At 37.4% G+C, this 18,723-nt stretch carries 17 protein-coding genes; 13 read left to right on the top strand and 4 right to left on the bottom strand.

The genetic code is table 11. The features are described from left to right. A partial coding sequence (locus BUC45_RS11405) for a hypothetical protein (protein ID WP_296972440.1) occupies nt 1-304 on the top strand: 304 nt, incomplete at its 5' end. 62 nt (nt 305-366) lie between these two features. On the opposite strand, the gene BUC45_RS11400 is transcribed toward BUC45_RS11405, so the two are convergent. Further along, complete coding sequence (locus BUC45_RS11400; RefSeq protein WP_296972438.1) at nt 367-2,133, bottom strand: glycosyl hydrolase; 1,767 nt, start codon at nt 2,131-2,133, stop codon at nt 367-369. A 268-nt stretch (nt 2,134-2,401) separates the two neighbouring features. On the opposite strand from BUC45_RS11400, the gene BUC45_RS11395 reads away from it, so the two are divergent. Beyond that, complete coding sequence (locus BUC45_RS11395) at nt 2,402-2,554, top strand: nucleotidyltransferase domain-containing protein (protein WP_296972437.1); 153 nt, start codon at nt 2,402-2,404, stop codon at nt 2,552-2,554. 106 nt (nt 2,555-2,660) lie between these two features. Here the strand turns inward: BUC45_RS11395 and BUC45_RS11390 are convergent, their stop codons facing one another. Continuing rightward, nucleotides 2,661-3,584, bottom strand: coding sequence for a peptidoglycan-binding protein (locus BUC45_RS11390; RefSeq protein WP_296972436.1), 924 nt, complete (start codon nt 3,582-3,584; stop codon nt 2,661-2,663). 168 nt (nt 3,585-3,752) lie between these two features. Beyond that, a complete protein-coding gene (locus BUC45_RS11385) occupies nt 3,753-4,943 on the bottom strand; it encodes an ornithine--oxo-acid transaminase (RefSeq protein ID WP_013778038.1) in 1,191 nt (396 codons plus the stop codon). Nucleotides 4,944-5,312: 369 nt separating this feature from the next. Here BUC45_RS11385 and BUC45_RS11380 point away from each other — a divergent pair, with 369 nt between their 5' ends. After that, nucleotides 5,313-6,671: an MATE family efflux transporter gene (locus BUC45_RS11380; RefSeq protein ID WP_296972435.1), complete on the top strand. Its 1,359-nt coding sequence runs from the start codon at nt 5,313-5,315 to the stop codon at nt 6,669-6,671. 126 nt (nt 6,672-6,797) lie between these two features. Then, nucleotides 6,798-7,754, top strand: coding sequence for a ubiquitin-like domain-containing protein (locus BUC45_RS11375; protein ID WP_296972434.1), 957 nt, complete (start codon nt 6,798-6,800; stop codon nt 7,752-7,754). An 88-nt stretch (nt 7,755-7,842) separates the two neighbouring features. Here the strand turns inward: BUC45_RS11375 and BUC45_RS11370 are convergent, their stop codons facing one another. After that, nucleotides 7,843-9,090: a D-alanyl-D-alanine carboxypeptidase family protein gene (locus BUC45_RS11370; protein WP_296972433.1), complete on the bottom strand. Its 1,248-nt coding sequence runs from the start codon at nt 9,088-9,090 to the stop codon at nt 7,843-7,845. Nucleotides 9,091-9,272: 182 nt separating this feature from the next. Here BUC45_RS11370 and BUC45_RS11365 point away from each other — a divergent pair, with 182 nt between their 5' ends. The 9 genes from BUC45_RS11365 to BUC45_RS11325 all read left to right on the top strand — a co-directional run bounded on the left by BUC45_RS11365 (nt 9,273) and on the right by BUC45_RS11325 (nt 18,544). Next, nucleotides 9,273-9,695, top strand: a complete 423-nt coding sequence (locus tag BUC45_RS11365; RefSeq protein ID WP_296972431.1) for a DUF2138 family protein — start codon at nt 9,273-9,275, stop codon at nt 9,693-9,695. Continuing rightward, nucleotides 9,692-10,396: a DUF421 domain-containing protein gene (locus BUC45_RS11360; protein ID WP_296972429.1), complete on the top strand. Its 705-nt coding sequence runs from the start codon at nt 9,692-9,694 to the stop codon at nt 10,394-10,396. The genes BUC45_RS11365 and BUC45_RS11360 overlap by 4 nt, the downstream gene beginning before the upstream one ends. Before the next feature lie 27 nt (nt 10,397-10,423). Next, nucleotides 10,424-10,660 (top strand): hypothetical protein, encoded by a 237-nt coding sequence (locus BUC45_RS11355; protein ID WP_296972426.1) that lies wholly within the window; start codon nt 10,424-10,426, stop codon nt 10,658-10,660. 190 nt (nt 10,661-10,850) lie between these two features. Beyond that, nucleotides 10,851-11,093, top strand: coding sequence for a (2Fe-2S) ferredoxin domain-containing protein (locus BUC45_RS11350; RefSeq protein WP_296972424.1), 243 nt, complete (start codon nt 10,851-10,853; stop codon nt 11,091-11,093). Between the two features lie 3 nt (nt 11,094-11,096). Then, nucleotides 11,097-12,818 carry a [Fe-Fe] hydrogenase large subunit C-terminal domain-containing protein gene (locus BUC45_RS11345; RefSeq protein WP_296972422.1) on the top strand — a complete coding sequence of 574 codons (1,722 nt, stop codon included), beginning with the start codon at nt 11,097-11,099 and terminating at the stop codon, nt 12,816-12,818. Beyond that, nucleotides 12,818-13,990: a SpoIIE family protein phosphatase gene (locus BUC45_RS11340; RefSeq protein ID WP_296972419.1), complete on the top strand. Its 1,173-nt coding sequence runs from the start codon at nt 12,818-12,820 to the stop codon at nt 13,988-13,990. Before BUC45_RS11345 ends, BUC45_RS11340 begins: the two co-directional genes overlap by 1 nt. Nucleotides 13,991-14,420: 430 nt before the next feature. Then, on the top strand, nt 14,421-16,679 hold the full coding sequence (locus tag BUC45_RS11335) for a DEAD/DEAH box helicase (RefSeq protein WP_296972417.1): 2,259 nt from the start codon (nt 14,421-14,423) through the stop codon (nt 16,677-16,679). Continuing rightward, on the top strand, nt 16,676-17,950 hold the full coding sequence (locus BUC45_RS11330) for a ribonuclease H-like domain-containing protein (RefSeq protein ID WP_296972416.1): 1,275 nt from the start codon (nt 16,676-16,678) through the stop codon (nt 17,948-17,950). The genes BUC45_RS11335 and BUC45_RS11330 overlap by 4 nt, the downstream gene beginning before the upstream one ends. Nucleotides 17,951-18,022: 72 nt before the next feature. After that, complete coding sequence (locus BUC45_RS11325) at nt 18,023-18,544, top strand: DUF2148 domain-containing protein (protein WP_296972414.1); 522 nt, start codon at nt 18,023-18,025, stop codon at nt 18,542-18,544. Nucleotides 18,545-18,723: the final 179 nt, after the last annotated feature.

The raw sequence follows: 18,723 nt of genomic DNA, 5'->3' as shown, positions 1-18,723 counted from the left end.
TTTTGCTGAAAAAGTCTTTTTGGAGAAGAAGAGTATGCAGGTTAATATAAAACCCGGTTATTTAAACTTATTAGAAAACGGGCGGTTACATGAAAAGGTAAAAGAAGCTAAACGGCATCTTACGAAATGTAATTTATATCCTTACAAATGCAATGTCAACAGGAAAGATCAGTTAGGATTTTGCCATGCTACAGATAGAGTTATAGTTTCAAGTTACAGCCCTCATTTTGGCGAAGAAGCACCATTAGTGGGTAAAAATGGATCTTGCACCATATTTTTTAAATATTCGGCACAAAATGGGTAGGAGTAACAAGGTTGACATTGTGGCATTTGTAATGATTTTGAATTATAATCGTTATCTATGACTTAGAGGGATTTTATATCCACAGTATCGCCGTTGATTGTAAGTTCATAGTTTTTACTTTTTAGTTTTTTATCTCCATCAAAGACCTCAACCGTAAAAATATGCTTACCTTGTGGGATTGTTTTAGTATTCAGATTAAAAGCGTAAGGTATTTCATTTAAGGTAGCTATCCAATTTCCGTTGAGCCTGTATGTAACAGTCGGTTTTAAAACCCTTGGGATGGAAACATATAAATACAGGGGTATTTCGCCAGGGGCTGTTTCATAGTTTTCTATTTTATAATATGAATAAGGCGAATCTTCCCCTATGTTTGAGATAAAGTAATTATCTTTAATGAGTTCATTGTAAAGCCCATTCATTGCTGGATTGTTGTAAAAGGCGTAATCGTAATATTTTAAACTGGGCAAATCCACATTGAAGTAATAGATGCCTTTGAGTTCCGGATAGACCATAGGGCCATAAACGTAGAGCCTTTTCATTTGTATTTTGGCCCATTCGGTCAGGTCTTCATTATCTATTTTAAATCGGTGTGGTATTCCCGTTTCTGATATCATTATGGGTTTTCTATTGCCGTATTTTTGTGTTATTTGTTTCAGTTTTGCAATGGGATTTGCATATCCTCCGGTAAAATACCGGCTGTCGTAGATTTCCTGCTGCTCACTCCAATTTTTTTGTCCCTGAAAGTATTTTATGGTATAGGAGCTTACACCTACCCAATCCACATATTCATCACCAGGATAGTACTGGCTGTCATCTCTTCCTATATCGTTGGGAGACCAAACCATAGCAACTTTCGGAGCGCATTGTTCCATTATATCGTGAACAAACTGAAAAGCCTTTATGTAAGCGGTCGGATTAGAACCTAATTCGTTATCATTCATTTCACACGCAAAACGTAAAAAAACAGGGATGTCTTTTTTATTTAAGTATTTAGCTATATTTTCAATATAATTTTTATAAGATTCTATATTATTAATGACAGTTTGTTTGTCCCCGTCGGCGATATTCCACGCCAGTTGGATACCTATTTTGTTTTTTACAGCATCATTGAAGAACCTATCAAGAGAAGCTATATCATCACCCCAGTGATAATATATGAGATAAGCGGCATCCTTTTTTGGGAAAAACGTTTTTATCTCATCAAATTTATATGTGCCTATACGGTCGTCCCTATCGTAGGTACTGCCGAAATATATTCCTGAATGGGGTTCATACTTTGCCCCATAATATTTTACATTTCTTTTATTAAAATCTTTAGTATAAAGATCCAGATCGATATCAGCCGAAACGATTCGGGCCTTGGCTATATTTGCCCCATCTTTCCATCCAAGTTTTACGGCATATGGCAAATACTTTTTATATAGCTTTGACGCATTGTCATAATCGCCTTTGTCAAAACAGAGATTTGCCATCTCATACAGCCTTGCTGCAACCCCGCCGGTCCAATGATCTATTTTATCTGCCGGGGCATATTTCAGGGCTATTTCATAAAATACTAAGGCTTTTTCGATGGAAACCTGTTCCGTGTCTCTTCCTAGCATAAAAGCCTTATATGATGTAGATGAAATTTGGCCGCTTTCCAAAACCGCAGCAAGATTTTCAGCGTATTTGATAATCTCGTCGTTGCTACCTGCTTTTAACGCCGATTGAAATGAACTATACAATGTATTATAAGACAGTGTTGATGCCTGAATACAATTGGCAAATAAGGCACATATAAAAATACTAACTACAACAGCCGACGTATACTTCTTAAAAGTTACTTTCATCTCAATATCCATCCACCTTTTCTAATTATCATATTCCCTTTTATTCGACATAGTGTCATGAATTTCCTCTAAAAAAGGTAAAGGTGCCTGGCACCGCCCGAATTTTGTCGAAACTCAGATAAGGAGAACTGACCTTTTGGGATTGGTTCTTCTTTTTTCATGCGTATTAGTTTTACTTGGTATAATATGTTAAACTGAAAAAAATCTGCTTGAACATTGATTCAGACTTTTATAATATTACTAGATGATGCTTTCGTTTCGGGAGGAAATGGATGTAAAACACATTTATTTATATGGTTCATATGCGAAAGGCAACTATTCATCCGATAGTGATATTGATATAGCAGTAGTTGGAGATGATTTTAGCACATCAAACCCACTAGCTAGAGAAATAATGAAAACCGGGATAAAAGTGGAATAGGATGCCAGGAAGCCTTTGAAAAATGCATAAAAGAAATGATTTGTGTCTGCTATGGTAGCTCTATTGAGTGTTCTAGCCAGTTTTATTGCATTTAGCCTTTTTAAGGTCATTCAAAGAGTAATATTCCCAGCTCTTTATAGGTAGCCGCGTCCACCTTTCCGGACGGGTAAAGCCCTTTAGCTTTTTGAAAGGCCAGAACGGCTTTTTGGGTTTCATGTTCATAAATTCCGTCATAAGCACCGTTATAAAAGCCATAACCGGCAAGACGCTTTTGCACTTCTAGGACATCAGAACCCCTAGAGCCCTGTGATAAAGTATTTAAACCGAAGGTAAAAGGTCCATCTACACCCCCAACCATAAATACTTTTGTACCGATTGTGACCCATTCATAGACCTGCTCAACATGTGTATTATACATTCGGACGCAACCGCTGGATTCAAAAGTGCCTATGCTCCAAGGCTTATTAGTACCGTGGATTCCGTATATTCCCCAAGGAACGCTTAATCTCATCCAACGCGAACCAAACTCTCCGCTCCAAATATCTTTTTGAGTTATAGTAAAGACGCCTATGGGTGTCGGTGTGTTAAATTTTCCTACCGCTACTGGGAATTGTTTAAAAGGTTTGCCGTCATCCAAAACTATAAGCTGCCGTTCTAAAGTAAATATAACTAGACTAACTTCGCCTTTAGGTTTTTCCGGTTCTAGATTTGCGACAGGCTGTTCAAATAGCTCGGCAATTTTATCAAGTGTCCTTGAACCTAAAATGCCATCGACTTCTAAGCCCATATCTTGCTGAAAGGCTTTAACGGCTTTTACAGTAATATTATCGTACACGCCGCTTATGGGGTCATGATAATACCCCATATTTTTTAATTGAGTTTGTATTTCCCTTACATCTTGGCCATACATAGGTGGATTCTGTAACTTTAAGTATCGGTTGCTACCACATGAGCAAAAAGGAGCTGCATTGGTACAGATTGGGAAAATAAGTATGGCTATAACAAAAGGTATAAGCTTTGCTGTTTTCATATCATCGCCTCATGATAGTATTTTTTGCCGGTTTATTTGTTTTAATTCAGCAAATGCAAATTTTTTGCGGAAGAAGAAATTCAAAAATATAATATATAGCAGGACCTGATGTTATATAAGCAAAGAAGAAGGTAACTCCTATGTATAGGGGATACCTTCTTCTGTATTTTATCCTAAAACTGATTTTATTTTTTCCATTGCCCAATCAATTTCTTCTTTTGTAATAATTAGTGGTGGAGCAAAGCGGATAACGGCTGCGTGGGTGTCTTTGCAGAGAAGTCCTTTTTTCATCAAAGCTTCACAGTATGGTCGAGCTTCTTCTGTCAATTCAACACCTATAAGCAGACCTTTACCGCGAATGTCTTTTATAATCGGGTTTTTGATTTCCTTGAGCTTTTCTTGAAAATATTCGCCCATTTTTAAGGAGCGTTCAACAAGATTTTCTTCTTCTATAACCTCCAGCGCTGCTATAGCACATGCACAAGCCAGGGGATTTCCTCCAAAAGTAGAGCCGTGGGAGCCTGGCTCAAAAAGACCAAGGATTTCCTTGTCTGCAACAACGGCAGAAACGGGCGCTACACCACCGCCGAGGGCTTTACCCAGTATATAGATGTCAGGCACAACGTTTTCCCAATCACAAGCAAACATTTTTCCGGTGCGACCCAAACCGGTTTGAATTTCATCGGCGATGAAAAGTACATTATTTTGTTTACATAAATCATAGGCGTCTTTTAAATATCCATCATATGGCACATTTATTCCCGCTTCACCCTGAATGGGCTCCAAAAGGAAAGCGGCAGTATTTGGCGTGATAGCCGATTTAAGTGCATCGATGTCACCATAAGGGATAATTTTAAAACCGGGAGTAAAGGGACCAAAACCTCTCTTGTAATCTTCTTCTGAAGAAAAAGAGATTATAGTTGTGGTGCGGCCGTGAAAATTATCCTCACATACGATAATTTCTGCCGAATTTTCGGGCAGTTTCTTCACATCATAGGCCCAGCGCCGAGCAGCTTTTATTGCCGTTTCTACAGCTTCTGCGCCTGTATTCATTGGAAGTACCATATCTTTACCGGCAAGATTGGCGACCTTTTGGCAGAATGGCCCGAACTTATCATTGTGGAAGGCCCTGGATGTCAGTGTTACCTTATCAGCCTGTTCCTTAAGCACGGATATTATTTTAGGATGGCAATGGCCCTGACCTACTGCTGAGTAAGCACTGAGCATATCCATGTATTTATTGCCATCCAAATCTTCAACCCAAACTCCTTTAGCCTTACACACAACTACTGGTAATGGATTATAATTGTGGGCACTATACTTTTCTGTAATCTCAATTATTTTTTCACTTTTAGACATTAATAAGCCTCCTCGTTTATTTTTATAAAATATTATGCATAATTATTAAATTTTCTGCACAATAAAATATATATCAATGAAAGTTAAGAACGATGAAAAAGTGCAGAGTGTCGAGATTTACCCATAATAATCAGAAAAAATTAATATATCAAAAGATGTATATATATACAATATATTAATTAATATATCCCTTTATAGACTGGTTGTCAACAGTAAAATCATAAAATAACACCTATATTAAAAAATTTTTTTCAAGTATAATACTTCTATAGTAAGTAACTAGTAAGTAATTTTCTACAGTATTTAAAACAAAGTAAGATAATTATTTATAGCAGTATATTAATAATTATGATAATGTGAGGTAAAGCTATGGAGATATTCAACAATGATGTACAAAACAAGACTTCGCTTAATCGAATCATATTCAGATTAGCCATGCCGGCTATTTTGGAAAATATATTACATACTGCTGTATGGATGTTTGATACAGCCATGGTGGGAAGGTTGAGTGCTGAAGCACTTAGTGCAGTCGGATTTGGTTCACAACTGGCATTTGCCTTGGTAAATATAATTGGAGCTATGGGGATTGGAACTTCGGCACTGGTAGCTCGCCATGTCGGTGCGGACCAGCCAGAAAAAGCGAATAAGGTTATTGCTCAATCTTTTTTGATTTCAGTAACTATAAGTATTGTGTTAATGGTAATTAATATTTTATTAGCAAGACCATTTTTTTCTTTAACCATGAAAGACCCTGAAGTTATTTCACTGGGAATTACATATGTAAAGATAGTTTCTTTCGGTATTATTTTTCTTATACCAACAATGGTTTTAAATGCTGCTCTAAGGGGTGCCGGTAATACGCGGCTTCCGATGATGTCCGCATTGGTGGCAAATACGATAAATATAGTTGGCGATTATGTATTGATTTTTGGTTATTTTGGTTTTCCCAGAATGGAAATCAAGGGTGCTGCATTAGCTACAGTGTTATCCCAAATAGTGGGCGGTATAATAACATTTAGTTATTTATTATTAGGAAAAGACATAGTTAAGTTGAATCTTAAGGAAGCTGTAAAAATTGATATTGATGTAGTAAAGCAGCTTTCTAAGTTGAGCTTGCCTTCCTGTTTAGAAGAATTTTCTCATAGTGGCAGTCGACTTATTTCTTCCATCTGGATAACGCGCATGGGAACTGTGCCTTTTGCAGCTCACCAGGTAGCTGTGAGCGCAGAATCTATGTCATTTATGCCTGGATATGGTTTTTCAGTGGCAGCCTCAACACTGACAGGACAGTGTCTTGGTGCAGAACGCCCCGATGAAGCTGAAAAAAGTGCCTTGGTTGCTATGAAATTAGCACTAATTTTGATGGGCGGTGTCGGCTTACTTTTTTTACTATTTTCCCATCAATTAATGAGTTTATTTACCAATATTGATGAAGTCAGAAATATAGCAGCTGCTTGTATAAGGATTGCAGCATTTGAACAGCCTACACTTGCAATTTCCATGGTTATGGCGGGAGCATTACGTGGAGCTGGAGATACTCGAGGCACTTTTAAGGTAGGTATTATAGGAACATGGCTTGTTCGTTTGCCACTTATATTCATGATAGTATTTGTATTTAAAAAACCGATAGTATATGTTTGGATGGCAACTGTGGTCCAGTTTGTTGTAGAAGCATTTTTTATGTTTTTAAGATTTAAAAAGGATAATTGGAAGAAAATCAAAATTTGACAACCTATGTATACTTTTGATATAAGTATTATATAATATATAAAGAGGAAGAATTAAATGGTAAAAGGTTTTTTAAAAAGGAGGTAAAAACCGCTAAAAAGACCTTTTACAAAGAGGGGGAATTTTGTGTTTTCGCTGAAAGCCAGATGGGCTATTGTGTCCGGTATTGCAGTAATAGTTTTTACCGGAGCAGTTGTTTATGCCACTTTGGAAAAAGAGGTGATTATTAGAGAGAAGGATAAAACGGTTGAGGTTTCAACTTTTGCTAAAACCGTAGAAGAACTGCTCGCTAATGAGGATATAGTTTTAGAACCTGAAGATGTAGTGATGCCAAGCCTTGATACAAAATTGACGGAAGGTATGCAGATAACGATAAAAAGGGCTTTTCCGGTAAAGATTGCTGTTGATGGTAAGGAAGTAACAGTAAAAACCCAACCTAATGCTGTAGTAAATCTTTTAGCAAAGGCCCAAATCAGCCTTAATGAAAAAGATAAAGTTCAACCGTCTCTTTGCGAATTTATATCAGAAAGCGGAGAAATAACCATAACTAGAGTCGAGCAAAGAGTTACAACTGAGGTTAAAACAATACCGTTTGAAGTTGTATCAAGGAAGGACTTTAATTTACCCCTTGGTGAGAAAAAAGTGATCCAAGAGGGAGAAGAAGGTCAGGAAGAAGTAAAAATAATAGAAGTAATTGAAGATGGTAAAGTTGTTTCAACATCAACACAATCGAATGTATTAAAAGCACCCAAGCCTCAGATAGTACTTACAGGAACAGTGCAATTGGCGTCGCGTGGAGGCGTAGATTTTTCCTATACTGAAAAACGCCGAATGTTGGCTACAGCCTATACTCATACAGGAAATCGAACTGCTACTGGTACAACGCCAAGAGTGGGAGTGGCAGCTGTAGATCCAAAGGTTATCCCGTTAGGAACTAGAGTTTATGTTGACGGTTATGGTTTTGCACGGGCCGAGGATACGGGAGGAGCTATAAAGGGTGACAAGATAGACTTGTTTTTCAACACGAGTGAAGAAACAAAGCGCTTTGGAAGGCGCTGGGTAACAGTATATATTTTAAAATAGAAAAGCAGCAAAGGTTAAAATGATATGCTTCCCTTAAGATAGACAGTTAAAATAGTGAAACTGTTTATTCTAAGTGGAAGCATATTTATTATCTGTACTTTTTCATGTAAGAAACGTAGCGAACTTGTCTTTTATTTCTTTTATACCGCCTTATGCCGACCATTATTCTAAAAGGTATATATATAATAAGTAATAATGAAACAATCCAAAACCACCAATAGGTGTATATCTTTCGTTTTACGTCATTAGCGGCAATTAGATCAACGCTCCCAAGCTTTTCATTTCCTTGATAAAATATCACTTGCCCAAGAATTTCTCCTTTTATAACAGGGGCTTTTATATCCGGATTAATAACAATCTTCTGTGTGACAGCCGGGCTATTCTTGGGCAACACGGTGGTAAATGAGGCTTTAGCCAGTAATCCGATTGAATCTCCATACTTAGCCTTTTCTTCGGTTATTAATGTATTTCCATTTAAAATATTTTTTCTTTCAAAATTTGTAAAACCATAGTCCAGTAAGGCGATACTATCAGACCAAACATTGGTGGCATCAGATTTCAATATAACCGAAATAAGCTGCCATCCATTTCGCGTCGCTGAAGCTACTAATGTGGAACCTGCAGTACTGGTATATCCAGTCTTAACACCATCTGCCCCCTCGTAATTCCATAAGAGTTTATTTAAATTTATGAGTTGCCTATCCCAGTCTTGTCCCTGCCAAGGGATTTCAGCGGTTTTAGTTGATACAATTTTTCTAAATTCCGGCAGATTTAAAATGGCATATCTGGATATAAGAGCTAAATCATAGGCGGTGGTCAAATGCCCTTTTGCAGGCAATCCGTTTGGGTTTACAAAAGTAGTATCTTTAGCTCCGATTTCCCGAGCTTTTTCATTCATCATTTCAACAAAGGCTTCAACACTGCCGCCAATATGCTCTGCTATTGCGATAGCCGCATCATTGCCGGAATTTAGCATCATACCATAGAGCATCTGCTCTAAAGTGAGCTGCTCCCCTTCTTCAAGGTAAATCCTTGTGCCATCTGCCAAAGTAGGCTGTTTGCCTGTTGTGACTACATCGGAAAGATTTCCTTTTTCAAGAGCTAAAATTGCTGTCATGATTTTTGTAGTACTGGCAGGTTCCATAAGAATATGAGCATTTTTTTCATATAATACTTTTCCAGTTGAAGCATCTATTAATATACCTGCCCCGCCTGATATAGGCGGAGGAGGTTCTGTTTGTTCCATTCCATTAGCAAAAGATATAGGTATCAAAAAACTAAATAAAAAAAATACAACTGCTATTGTTATTTTATATGTATGCTTTACTTGCCTCATATGTTTCACCTCGAAAGATTGTTAAAATAAGTGCACCTATCAATGCTAAAGTAATTTCAATCAAAATTAAGTATATCAAATTAATCAATTTATTCCAACTGTATATTTATTGAAAATGCAGGTGCATAAAAACTACTATAATCCTTAAAATAAGTAAAAGGAACAAAGGGAAGGATAAATTTATGAAAAACCCGCCTACATTGGAATTTGCAGGTAATATGCTTGCATACAAAGACAATTTAAAAGCCTTGGCAGATTCTATAAAGGATGTAGAAAGTCAAGTTGATGACAATCTCCAACAGGCATTGATAAAATCGTCAAGCCTTATAAAATTGAGTAAAGATATCAAAGAAATAGAACTTATGAGTCAGGCTTTGGAGGATTTGCCAAATGATTACAATCAATTATCTAAAAAAAAGCTTTTGACTTCATTGAGGCATATGGTATTTGAAAGTCAGTGTATGTTAATAAAGGAAGTGCAAAAATCCTTATTAAAGGCAGCTGAAGCTATGACAGATGCTGGGAATGGGATAACATTGATGTCTAACTTTAATACTATGATTAAAACCCTTGATAAAATGAATGAAAAGGTGAAGGATACATGAGTATGTTAAAAGATTTACTCTTGCATTCATATAAGTCCTTAATACTTTTTATGGTAAGCCTTACATTGGTAAGGCTCATGGGCAAGCGAACCGTGGCACAGCTTTCACCATTTGATCTTGTTTTTATGATTATAATGGGATCTGCTATTGCAATACCTCTGGAAGACCATGATATCAGGCTAACGCATGGCATTTTTCCGGTTGCTATTACATCCCTGCTAAACTATTTGCTCGCCATAATTATTACTAAGAATCGCAAGGTGGAAAATATCTTGCAGGGAACATCAAGAGTCCTCGTAAAAGATGGCGAAGTAGTGGTTTCAAATTTAAAAAAAGAGCGAATTACAATTACAGATCTACTCGTTTTGCTCAGAGAAAAAGATGTGACTAACATCAATGAAGTAGAAGAAGCTACCATAGAGCCTAATGGTAAATTAAGCGTTATAAAGAAAAAATATATGCAGACAGTAACTCCAAGGGATTTGGGTTTATGGTCAAATCAGGGGATTTTTCCGACTTTAGTAATAGATGGGGGCGAAGTGATTCAAGATAATTTGGATAGGGTTGGAGTAAGTATAGATTTGATGCTTAGGCAATTAAACCAAAAAGGAATAGGAAGGCTAAAAGAAATAAAGTCTGCATGGATTGATGAAGATGGGAATTTGAGTATTGAAAGAGTGACGGAAACAACTTCCCAGTAGGATTATGTATGGGTGGGGCGTGGTAATATGACCGATAACAGGAAAGGCTCTTTAAGCAAAATAGATGTAAGTGCAAACCAGATAAAAAAAGAATTTGGGGTGGATTTGTATCTGTTTTTGGATGCAGTGTCTTTAGGGCTGAGAGATGATGAAATAGCGGATCTTATAGGCCTTGATTTGGATAAGGTAAAAAAAATAAGAGAGCGTTTGGGAAACATTAGCAGTGAAATCGGTATAAACTTCAAAAAAAACATCCCAACGTGATATAAAAGCAATAGCATTACAGATAACAAGGGGATTGTGAAATATTTGACAATACCCTTTTTTATTTATATAATAATTTTAGAGCAAATTCAGTTATCCACGAATTGAAAATTTAAATTCGAGTAATTTTCATCAAATACGCAGGTAATTTCGCTTTATTAAAAAATTAAATGAATAGAGGGGAGAATTTATGAAAGCTATAAGTGTATGTGTGGGCAGTTCGTGTCATTTAAAGGGGTCCTACGACATTATAAGGATTTTCAAAGAACTGCTAAAGGAGTATAATCTTGATAAGGAGTGGGAGCTGAAGGCAGAGTTTTGCTGCAATAACTGTCGCAATCCTGTTTCGGTCAGGATAGAAGATAGCAAACCCTATTCAGTTGATGTAAACGGTGCTGAAGCTTTTTTTAAGGAGAAGATACTGGGGGCATAGCCGATGGAAGTAATTAACTTTTCCAGAGCAAATTGTAAAAATTGTTATAAATGCATAAGGGCATGTCCTGTTAAAGCAATTCGCATGAAAGATGACCAAGCGGAGATAGTCGATGAAAGGTGTATAACATGTGGCACATGTCTTACCATATGTCCGCAAAATGCTAAAACCATTAAGAGTGATGTTCAAAGAGTAAAACATTTACTTAAAAATGATAAGGATATGGCTGTTAGCCTTGCACCCTCGTTTGCCGGGATTTTTTCCTTTCAGCATTATAGTCAAATAGTTTCAGCTTTAAAGAAACTTGGCTTTTCGGCTGTATATCAGACTTCGGTAGGTGCAAGGCTTATTGCAAAAGATTATTTAAAGCATTACAACAACAGATCAAAGCCTAACTTAATCACTACCGCATGCCCTGCTATTAATTATTTAATTCAAAAATACTACCCGGAGCTTGTTGAATGTTTAGTGCCGGTAGTATCTCCTATGGAAGCACATGGCAGGTACTTAAAAAAGATAAAAGGACATAAGGAAGTGGCTTTTATAGGCCCATGTCTTGCGAAAAAAGTAGAGATTCACGATGAAGGCAATTATGGTATTGATGCGGCATTAACCTTTGAAGAACTTATGGCATGGTGGAAAGAAGAGGGAATTGACCCCATTTTAGAATCTGTAAATGAGGTGGAAAACGGTTTTTGCGATGATGCCAATTTTTACCCGATACCGGGGGGCAGTTATAAAACCATTGAACCTTTTATACAAGATAAATGGCGTGAATTTATCGAGGTCAGCGGCAAGGAAAATTGTATTATGATGCTTGATGAGATAAAAAAGGGTGAATTTCATAGAACTTGGATAGAAATGAATGCCTGTGAAGGAGGATGTATCAACGGTCCTGCTGTTGGCAGCATAAACCGAGGCCCTTTTAAGCGTATTAAATGTGTGAAAATATTTGCACGAAATAACAGCTCATGTGCAAAGCCGATGATGGTAGATAAAACGGATATTCAATTAGATTTTAAAAAATCCTATAACCCAATGCCTCTGGAAATTAAGAAGCCTAGCGAAGAAGAAATAAAACGCATATTAGAAACTACAGGAAAGTATAGACCGGAACACGAATTGAATTGTGGTGTTTGCGGATATAATTCATGTCGGGAAAAGGCTGAAGCTGTATATAATGGTATGGCAGAAATTCATATGTGTATGCCTTACATGAGAAATCGAGCAGAATCCCTATCGAATCTCATTATTGAATCAACACCAAATGCCATCATTGCAGTAAATATGGATATGAATGTTCAGGTATTCAACAATGGTGCTGAAAAAATGTTTAAAATCAGCAGCACTGACATTATCCATAAACCTTTAAGTTTGCTGTTTGATGATGATGATTTTAAATATGTAAGTAAAACAAAACAAAATATTATAAACAAAAAAGTGTATTTACCTATGTATGAGTTGATAACTCAACAAGATATATATTATGAAAAAGAACATTCGTTGATAATAGGTATAATTACGGATATAACCGCTCAGCAACAAATCCAAGAAAGAAGCATAAAACTGCGCAAGGAAACTGTGGAAACCGCTCAGCAGGTCATAGAAAAGCAGATGAGGGTAGCCCAGGAAATTGCCAGTGTTTTAGGCGAAACTACGGCTGAAACAAAAGTTTTGTTGAATAAGATACAGCGGCTTTTAATTGATGAGATTCCGGGTGAATAATGATGGAAGTGAGAACAGAATTATATTGGGAAAGTAATAACAAATATGGCGAAGAACTTTGCGGAGATAAGGTAGAGGCAGTGCAAAGCGTTGAAGAAACCATTATGGTAATGGCCGATGGCTTGGGCAGCGGAGTCAAGGCAAATATCCTTTCAACGTTGACAAGTAAAATAGCCGTAACGATGCTTAAGCAAGGGTCTAGTATCGAGGAAACGGTTAAGACCATAATGGCCACATTGCCCATCTGCAAGGTGCGCAAAATCGCCTATTCCACATTTACCATCATAAGAGTTGACTCCTTGGGGAATTGCTATATTGCTGAATACGGTAATCCGCCGGTAGTTCTTTTAAGAGAAGGTAGTGTTATAAAACTTAGCGGAACAGTAAGGAAGATAGAGGGAAAAGAAGTAAGGGAACACCGCTTGAAGGTTCAAAGAGATGATGTTTTTATAGTTATGAGCGACGGAGTTGTACATGCGGGGATAGGTGGTATATTAAACCTTGGATGGCAATGGGAGAATATAGCTCAATATATCGAAAAAGTATCAAAAGTTGAACACACCCTAGGAGGCCTTGTTAAATTACTCTCTACAGCCACCATGAATTTTTACATGGACAAAGCAGGAGATGATGCAACAGTTGCAGCACTAAAAATCATTGCCCCACAATTTGTAACAGTATTTACCGGGCCGCCTCAAAAGCCTGAAGACGATGAAAAGGTAATAGCTCATTTAATGAGAGAACCTGGGAAAAAGGTGGTATGTGGAGGAACTGCAGCTCAAATTGCAGCACGTGTTTTAGACAGAGAAATAGAAACATCAACTGAATTTATAGACCCTGAGATACCTCCTATTGCACATATCAAAGGAATAGACCTTGTGACTGAAGGTGTTCTGACTTTGGCCCGTACAAGAGAGCTCATTACAAGGTATTTTGATCCTGATGCTCAATACAGGGAGCTTCGTCAACTGGAACAAAAAGACGGTGCTTCAAGGCTTGCAAGGATTCTTGTAGATGCTACGGATGTTACTTTTCTTTTAGGAAGGGCTATAAATCCTGCCCATCAAAACCCTGATTTTCCTAAAAATCTTTCTATAAAACTAAATGTAGTAAGAGAATTGGCAGAGATATTAGAAAAAATGGGTAAACATATAGAAATTATTTACTATTAATTGATTCTAGTGTAAAAACTTCATTTTTAATTTAGTTATCAAAATACAATTTACTAATTTAATTGCTAACATACAATTTATGAATAATTCTTATGAACGGTTCTAATATTAAAATCCTATTTTCTTAAACTCATGGTCAACATACAGCGTGTCTTGTTATAATCAAAACCAATATGTTGACATTTCTAGTTCAAATTAACTTTTTGCAATGGAATAATGGATTAGTTATCAATATATGATTTACTAATTCAATTATCCATATCCGGTAGGGGCGGTCATCGACCGCCCATTTTTTATAATATATTACTTTGCAGATTAAAACTAATTTACATTCACATCGGTTTCTTATACTAGATTTATCACATGCTGCTTTTTTTCAGTATTTTGGTATGTTATAATAAAGGACGAAGCTGAGGATAGGGGGCATTATATGAATCTGGAACAGGTAATAGATCAGTTAAAAACCCAAGAGCGTTTTGCCAAAAACATAACATGTTGGAAAGTTATTCCTGAAAAACACGGTGAATATGAAGATTTTCCCGAATATTTGAACCCGAAACTAGTTTCGGCTTTGAAAAAAAAGGGCATATACAGGCTTTATTCTCACCAGCGAAAGGCACTCGATGAAGTAACGGCAAAAAACAATATTACGGTAGTGACTCCTACAGCTTCGGGTAAGTCACTTTGCTATAATCTTCCGGTGCTCAATGATCTTCTTGCCGATAAAAATTCCCGGGCTATATATCTTTTTCCAACAAAAGCCCTATCTCAAGACCAAGTATCAGAACTTATGAATCTGGTCAATGTGATAGGTGAAAATATCAAGACATTTACCTATGATGGCGATACTCCCGTTAATGCCAGGGTAGCTATCAGGAAAGACGGTCATATAGTTGTTACAAATCCGGATATGCTTCATACAGGTATTTTGCCACATCATACCAAGTGGATGAAACTTTTTTCCAACCTGAAATATGTAGTGATTGATGAGATACATATGTATAGAGGAATATTTGGCAGCCATACCGCAAATGTCCTGCGAAGACTCAAGCGAATATGCAGGTTTTACGGTTCAGATCCTATTTTTATTTGCTGTTCGGCTACCATAGCCAACCCTAGGGAACTTTCAGAAAAAATAACCGAAAAATCCATGGTATTAATTGACCATAACGGTGCTCCATCTGGTGAAAAAAATATCATCTTTTATAACCCTCCTGTAGTAAACCGACAACTGGGAATCAGACGTAGCAGTTTGCTTGAAGCTAAAACGCTTGCTTTAGCTTTTTTAAAAAATAAGATTCAAACCATAATCTTTGCCCGCAGCCGTCTGGCGGTAGAGGTGTTACTTACATACCTGTGTGATGAGATGAAAAGTATTCCAGGCGGGATGAACTTGGTAAAAGGGTATCGCGGCGGGTATCTTCCGAAAGAGCGTAGGGAGATTGAAAAAGGCCTTAGGGATGGGAAAATTCTTGGGGTAGTCAGCACTAATGCTTTAGAGCTGGGCGTAGATATAGGCAATTTGGATGCAAGCATTATAACCGGTTATCCAGGCTCAGTGGCAAGCACCTGGCAGCAGACTGGCCGAGCAGGTCGAAGAAATTCGCTGTCTGCTTCGATTCTTGTAGCATCCAGCAGCCCATTGGACCAGTTTATAATCAATCATCCGGAGTATTTCTTTGAGGCTTCGCCGGAACATGGTTTGATTAACCCGAACAATCTTTATATTCTCGTAAGTCATATAAAATGTGCCGCATTTGAATTACCTTTTGCTGACGGTGAAACTTTCGGCAAGGAAAACATATATGAGATTTTGGATTTTTTAGAAGGAGAAAGAATTCTGCGTCATGTGGGAGGCCGCTGGCACTGGATGGCTGAATCGTTTCCTGCTGAAGAAGTAAGTCTTAGAAGTGCATCGGCGGAAAATTTCGTGATAATAGATATCACCAAAGATGCTAAAGTTATAGGGGAAGTAGATCAAAGTAGTGCCCCGATGATGATTCACGAAGAGGCAATATATATTCATGCGGGTCAGCAATATCAGGTGGAAAAGTTAGATTATGAAGAAAAAAAGGCCTATGTTCGAAAAGTTGATGCAGATTATTATACTGATGCAAATCTTGCTGTAGAAATTAAGGTTTTGGATGTGTTTAGAGAAAAGACCGTAGATAATGGCCAAAACTATGTAGGAGAAGTAATGGTTACTAGTTTGGCTACAATGTTTAAGAAGATAAAGTTTTTTACTCATGAAAACTTAGGTTTTGGTCATATACACCTGCCGCCTGAGGAGATGCATACGACTGCATATTGGCTTTCAATTCCCGAGAATATAAAGGAACTTTCTCGAGAGGAGATGGAATCAGGTCTTCTAGGATTATGCAATGTTATGGTGAATATTGCTCCTCTTTATTTAATGTGTGATCCCAAAGATATTCGGGGGGTTGTGCAAATCAGGTCGCCGTTTACACAAAAACCAACCATATATATTTACGATAATTTCCCCGGCGGTGTAGGTTTTTCTGAAAAACTCTATAATATGCAAGACCAGCTGTTAAAAGCGGCTCGACAGGTTATAATGGAATGCAACTGTGAGGATGGCTGTCCTTCATGTGTAGGACCATATGATGAAGTCGGCTTTGGCAGTAAAAACTTTGCCTTAAAAATCATTAAAGGGGTGCTTTCCGATTGAATCTTTCGGAAAAGTTAAGGGCATATGTATCTAATAAACAGGCAAGTGACAAGAGAATCGATGTGCCAATCAAAACCAAGCCTTGCTCAGAGATAAGTGCATTACTTGGGGCAACAACAGTAAGCACACCGTTTGGTGAGCACTTTGTAGTGGAAAAAAGTTATCCTGGTTCTCATATACACGGTGAAATTGAACTTAATGCTATATTTAATATTTCCGGGGAAATAGTAAAACTCATTGCTAAAAATTGTACCTATAAAGATTTTGACTTTTCTCGAGCGATTTTCATTGACACAGAAACCACTGGCCTTGCCGGCGGTACGGGAACCCTGGCTTTTTTGTCAGGAGTTGGTTTTTTTGAAGGCAGTAGTTTTAAAATTAAACAATATTTTATAAGCGATTATGACGAGGAGGCAGCAGCACTATATAGTTTAAGTGATTTGTTAAAAAGTTTTGACAGCCTTGTGAGCTTTAATGGCAAATCATATGATATACCCCTTTTATCAACCCGCTATATGCTAAACCGCATGGAAAACCCGGTAGAAAAGACATTTCATCTTGACCTTCTGGCTGCTGCACGAAGGCTTTATAGAGAGCGATTGGAGAGTGTAAGCCTTTCATCGCTGGAGGAAAATCTTCTGTCACTTAAGCGTGAAGGTGATATACCCGGCTATGAAATTCCTTCAGTTTATTTCAGATTTTTGAGGGATAGAAATCCTAATCCTTTAAAGCCCATATTTTATCATAACCGCATGGATATTCTGTCTATGGTTTCACTAACGGTTAATATGGCAAAATCCTTTAAAACTCCTTTCGACTCAAAAACCCGTGCAAATCAAGACTATTACTGCCTAGGTAGAGTTTTTGAAGATATGGGCATGATTGAGCAGAGTATAAGATGTTATGAAATGGCATTGGATGTACCGGATGTTCAAGAAAAATCATATAGGCAACTCTCGCTGCTCTATAAGAGATTGAATTGTTGGGAGGATGCTGAAAGCCTTTGGATTAAAATGGCTAAAGGCAATATAGATACCGTCTTTGCACTAGAAGAACTTGCCAAATATTATGAGCACAAACTTAAAGATTACGATAAAGCTGCTCTTGTAGCACAAAGGGCTTTAGAAATAATTTATAAAAAAAATACATTTATTGGATACACATTGAAGGATGATATATGTCGGTTTAAGAAACGACTTGAGCGGATTAAGCGTAAACGGGAAAAAAATAAATCATTATTTGAAGAAGCGAGCATTTTTAATAACACTTAAGAAAGCATGAAGTCAAATTTTATTTTATATTTTATATACTGAAATAAATATTTATAAGGAGGCACTATTCTCATGAAAAATGCATTGAAAATGGCGGCTGAGTTTATGGCTTTATCTGCCAGAACTGCTCCTAAGACTGCAGGGAAGGACTATATCGAGGTCAAGGTTATAGACGATGAGGCTGAGCTTGTAAGGTTGGGAGAAGAGATGGCTGCATATGGCGAAAAACACGGTAAGCGAAATTACGACAGGGATGGACGTGGAATTGCAAGTTGCGGGGCTGTGCTATTAGTTGCTATAAAAGATGCAGCAACTGCCGGACTCAACTGCGGAGCATGCGGATATGACGATTGCACAAAACTTCCAAAACCACACGATGGTGCTGAATTTGCAGGCCCATTTTGTCCATGGCGATTGGTTGACTTGGGTATTGCAGTAGGCTCTGCTGTAAAGACTGCAAGCATGCTGAATGTAGATAACCGAATTATGTACCGCATCGGGGTTGTAGCTCGAAAGATGCAGCTTATAGAGGGTGATGTGGTGCTTGGAATTCCTTTGTCGGCTACTGGTAAAAACATATTTTTTGACAGATAGGATTTATGCCTTAAAAAATCCGAACTAAAAAATTTAATAAACATTATAAAAAGCAACGGCACACCGTTGCTTTTTATAATTATGAGCTTTTTGCTTTGTGACCTTTTTTATTCTCAACCATAATTTTACAGCTATATTTTCTCCATTTAATACGCTCAAAAAAGGTTTTTATTAGGTCA

Source organism: Tepidanaerobacter sp. EBM-38 (assembly GCA_001896545.1).
In the GTDB taxonomy this organism is placed as follows: domain Bacteria; phylum Bacillota; class Thermosediminibacteria; order Thermosediminibacterales; family Tepidanaerobacteraceae; genus Tepidanaerobacter.
The sequence above is the reverse complement of the archived record's forward strand: the minus strand, read 5'-3'. Positions and strand labels throughout refer to the sequence as shown.

Bases quoted from the DNA above. Each gene is read 5' to 3' on its own strand.
- BUC45_RS11400 (WP_296972438.1), bottom strand. From the start codon at position 2,133: ATGAAAGTAACTTTTAAGAAGTATACGTCGGCTGTTGTAGTTAGTATT.
- BUC45_RS11395 (WP_296972437.1), top strand. From the start codon at position 2,402: ATGGATGTAAAACACATTTATTTATATGGTTCATATGCGAAAGGCAAC.
- BUC45_RS11390 (WP_296972436.1), bottom strand. From the start codon at position 3,584: ATGAAAACAGCAAAGCTTATACCTTTTGTTATAGCCATACTTATTTTC.
- BUC45_RS11385 (WP_013778038.1), bottom strand. From the start codon at position 4,943: ATGTCTAAAAGTGAAAAAATAATTGAGATTACAGAAAAGTATAGTGCC.
- BUC45_RS11380 (WP_296972435.1), top strand. From the start codon at position 5,313: ATGGAGATATTCAACAATGATGTACAAAACAAGACTTCGCTTAATCGA.
- BUC45_RS11370 (WP_296972433.1), bottom strand. From the start codon at position 9,090: ATGAGGCAAGTAAAGCATACATATAAAATAACAATAGCAGTTGTATTT.
- BUC45_RS11365 (WP_296972431.1), top strand. From the start codon at position 9,273: ATGAAAAACCCGCCTACATTGGAATTTGCAGGTAATATGCTTGCATAC.
- BUC45_RS11360 (WP_296972429.1), top strand. From the start codon at position 9,692: ATGAGTATGTTAAAAGATTTACTCTTGCATTCATATAAGTCCTTAATA.
- BUC45_RS11355 (WP_296972426.1), top strand. From the start codon at position 10,424: ATGACCGATAACAGGAAAGGCTCTTTAAGCAAAATAGATGTAAGTGCA.
- BUC45_RS11350 (WP_296972424.1), top strand. From the start codon at position 10,851: ATGAAAGCTATAAGTGTATGTGTGGGCAGTTCGTGTCATTTAAAGGGG.
- BUC45_RS11345 (WP_296972422.1), top strand. From the start codon at position 11,097: ATGGAAGTAATTAACTTTTCCAGAGCAAATTGTAAAAATTGTTATAAA.
- BUC45_RS11340 (WP_296972419.1), top strand. From the start codon at position 12,818: ATGATGGAAGTGAGAACAGAATTATATTGGGAAAGTAATAACAAATAT.
- BUC45_RS11335 (WP_296972417.1), top strand. From the start codon at position 14,421: ATGAATCTGGAACAGGTAATAGATCAGTTAAAAACCCAAGAGCGTTTT.
- BUC45_RS11325 (WP_296972414.1), top strand. From the start codon at position 18,023: ATGAAAAATGCATTGAAAATGGCGGCTGAGTTTATGGCTTTATCTGCC.